At 62.3% G+C, this 3160-nt stretch carries 4 protein-coding genes; all 4 read right to left on the reverse strand.

The window, feature by feature from the left end:
• Positions 1–485 (reverse strand): hypothetical protein (locus tag BA066_07460; GenBank protein ID RDD52853.1); only part of this gene is annotated, 485 nt, incomplete at its 3' end.
• Positions 486–489: 4 nt separating this feature from the next.
• Positions 490–867, reverse strand: coding sequence for a hypothetical protein (locus BA066_07465; protein ID RDD52854.1), 378 nt, complete (start codon positions 865–867; stop codon positions 490–492).
• Positions 845–1090, reverse strand: a complete 246-nt coding sequence (locus tag BA066_07470) for a hypothetical protein (GenBank protein RDD52855.1) — start codon at positions 1088–1090, stop codon at positions 845–847. Before BA066_07470 ends, BA066_07465 begins: the two co-directional genes overlap by 23 nt.
• Positions 1078–3160 (reverse strand): hypothetical protein (locus BA066_07475; GenBank protein ID RDD52856.1); only part of this gene is annotated, 2083 nt, incomplete at its 5' end. The genes BA066_07470 and BA066_07475, both read right to left, overlap by 13 nt.

A 3160-nucleotide genomic window follows, 5' to 3' on the forward strand; every position in this document is an offset into this window, starting at 1 on the left:
GCCCATCCGCCGAGCCTAAGCGACCCCGTGGACGCCTGCGTTAGGTCGAGGACGAGATAGACCCTGGCCCCCGCCTCCGCCACGGCCTCGTGGAGCGAGTCCCAGAAGACCCCAGCGGACGTGGCCGGAACCGTGACCGAGAGGGCCGTGGGTTGCCCCTCCACGTATAGGGTGGCCGTGCTGTCCTTGTCTAGATCGTTCCGGGAGGCCGATATCCCGAGGTTGGAGAGCCTCGCCCTGAACGGCAAGGGAGGGCCTATCGGTTGCGAGGGGTCTCCCGTGGAGGCCTCCGGGCAGAAGGGCATCAGCAGGTATCTCGATCCGGCGGCCAGGTCGAGCCCGGGATAGCCGGAGCCGATGGCGAAGGGGGATGGAACCCTCGCCTTCAGCCACTCGAGGTTGTCCACTATCATGTTGTGGTATTGGCTCCTGATCGTGTCGCCGGGGCCAACCTTCGGTATGCTCTGCCACGTGCCCATGCCCATCCCCCTAGGCCATCGCCCCCATCCTGATCATGGCCAAGACCTGGTGGGCGAATGCGTGCTTCCATTTTGCTATCTGGGCTGCGGAGACGTATCTGAAGCCCTTGGTCACCAGTATGTATTGATCCGCCGTGAAGCTCTCGGCTATCCTGGATAGGATTTCGATCAGCGACAGGGGGTGCGACAGATCCCCCACCTCCACGGCGAAATCGACTATCGAGGAGAAGGGCTTGGGGATGCTCGTGCCGGGCATCGCTATGAGGCCCACCGTGTTCGCCCTCGACAGCTCGGCCACGTCGGCGATTGAGAGGGGACCCCCTCCGTCCGTGAGGCACTCGGGATACAGTATTGCGTATAGCCTGCTACTCCTTGCCTGAGTCGTCATCCTCGCACTCCTCCTCCACGTGCTCCACCACCCTCTCCTCCTCCTCGTCCGGGGAGGTGATGCCGTGGATCGCCTCGTAGAACATATTGACCGCCGAGATCGCCTCCTCCATGGAGAGGCCGTATGCCTCGGCCCACATCTCGATCATCTCCTGCGTAACTATCAGCCTGAAGAGGGCCTCGCATATCAGCTCTGCGAAGGACGCCTGGCTCAGGCCGCCCACCTCCCGGAGACTATCTTGGCCTTGAGATCCTCGAAGTCCTTCAGCTTCACATTGGCCGCCGAGGCCACTATCTCCTGCGCCCTGGCGATTACGTATTCTTCGGGGTATTTTAGGGCTTTCATGGCCTTGACGAACTGATCCAGGGTTATGAGCCCGGGGTCTCTCCCCTTGGCCTGGGCCTGATACTGCTCCCTGAGCAAGGTCTCCAGGGCGGCCCTTATCCTCGCCCTGACCGCCTTCCTGTTCAGCATCTCCACTATCTTCCTCCGTATCTTCAGCTCGTTGTCCGTCAGGCCGACCTCCTTGAGCATCGAGACGTCCTCCGGCAGTATGTCGAGGGAGGATGCCAGGCTCGTCATCCAGTAGACCAGGCTGGATATGTCGTCCCTTATGGGCCTCCTCCTGACCACCTCCCTGATTATCGCCCTCTCGTCATCGGGAACCCTGAGGGCGTCGAGCTTCCTCTCCAGCAGGTCGCTCGGTATGGGAACCTCATCGGCATAGCTGACGAGCTGCCCGACCGTGAGCGTGTGCATGGTTGCGTAGTTCTCGAGAAGGCCCTCGACGAACTCCTTGTCCACCCCTATCTTCTCGGCGGAGGCGATGAAGTCCTTAACGGATATCTCGCCCCTGCTCAGCTTCTTTGCGAGGGCCCTGACGGCCAGCTCCCTCAGCTCACGCTTCCTCCTCTCGTCGGATATCGAGAGCAGGGCGTCCTTCTCCTCCGGGAGCATGAGCCCCTTGTCCACGAGGCTCTGCAACTTGGCCTCGGCCTCGCTCCTGGGTGCGAACCCCTGCTCGTATAGCCTCAGCATCGTGCTGGCCTCCGATATCAGCGCCCTGTCGAGCCTGTTGGCCATCCTCCTGTATCTCGCCAGGGCCCTCCTCTTGATGGCATACTCGACGACGGATCTCCGCACCTCCTCGTCGTCTATCAGGGCCTTTAGTGCGTCCTCAAGCTCCCCGACCGATGCGGCCCCGGCCAGGAAGTCCTCCACGGCGCCCCTTACTGCGTCATTCCTCAGCTCGACGACCCTCCTTATCCTTGCGGACTGGGCGAGCCAGCCCGCCTCCTCCGACCTGAACCTTATCGCCTTCAGCGCCTCCTCGATCTTCAGGGTCTCCAGGGCCACCTCCTTCCCGGAGAACGGGTCGAGGACGGAGATCTTGACGTTATACCCCCTCTGGAATGCGGCAAGGATGGAGTTCCTCAGGTGCGTCCTCTCCTCGAGGAGATCCTGGAGGAACTCGGCCTTCATGAGGGCGTCCACCATGCTGATTTCCTGGCCGTCCACGGTCCTGATCTTGACGTATGGCGAGACCCCCTGGGCGACCAGCAGCCTCTTGAAGTCCTCCTCGGATATCAGGCCCCACCTCCTGACGAACCTCGACTCTATCCTGGTGAGTATCCTGAACCTGGTGGCCTCCATCATCTCTGCGTCGGAGACCGGCATCCGTATCTCCTCGGCCCTGCCGCCGACCAGGACGGTGTGGGCCCTCGGGACGGGCTTGAAGTCGTGGAGCCTGGAGTATAGGAGGACGGCCTTGGCCGCCTCCTCCTCCTTCAGCGTCACCTGCTTCCCGGCCACGTGGATCATGCCGACGGAGGCCCTGTTGGCGAACTCGACCACCCTCTCTAGGGGCGGAAGCCTCCAATGGGCCTCCCAGAGGATGTCCGCCCAGGTCACCGGGCCCCTCGGCTTGCCCAGGGTCTCCTCGACCGTGGCCAGCCCCGTGGCCGCTATGCCGGGAAGGCCAAGCTCCTGCTGGTATTTGTCCAGCTCTATCAGCCCCTGCCTCCTGAGCAACTCCTTGAACGCCAGCGGGTCGAGGGCCTCCTTGACCACGGCGGTGATCATCTCGGAGACGCTGGGCATCCTCAGCCTGGATGCGTAGTATGCCTCGACGAACTCCTCACGATATCCCCTCCACCTGATGTATTTCTTGAGGTCGTCGTCCTTGACCTTGCCCAGCCTCCAGAAGTCCACGAGGTCATTGACGGTCGGGAGGGGCCTCTCGACCTCGAGCAATATCTTCGCCCTGTCTATCCCGTCCCTGTCTATGTATCCG

The organism is Candidatus Korarchaeota archaeon NZ13-K, from assembly GCA_003344655.1.
Lineage (GTDB): Archaea > Korarchaeota > Korarchaeia > Korarchaeales > Korarchaeaceae > Korarchaeum.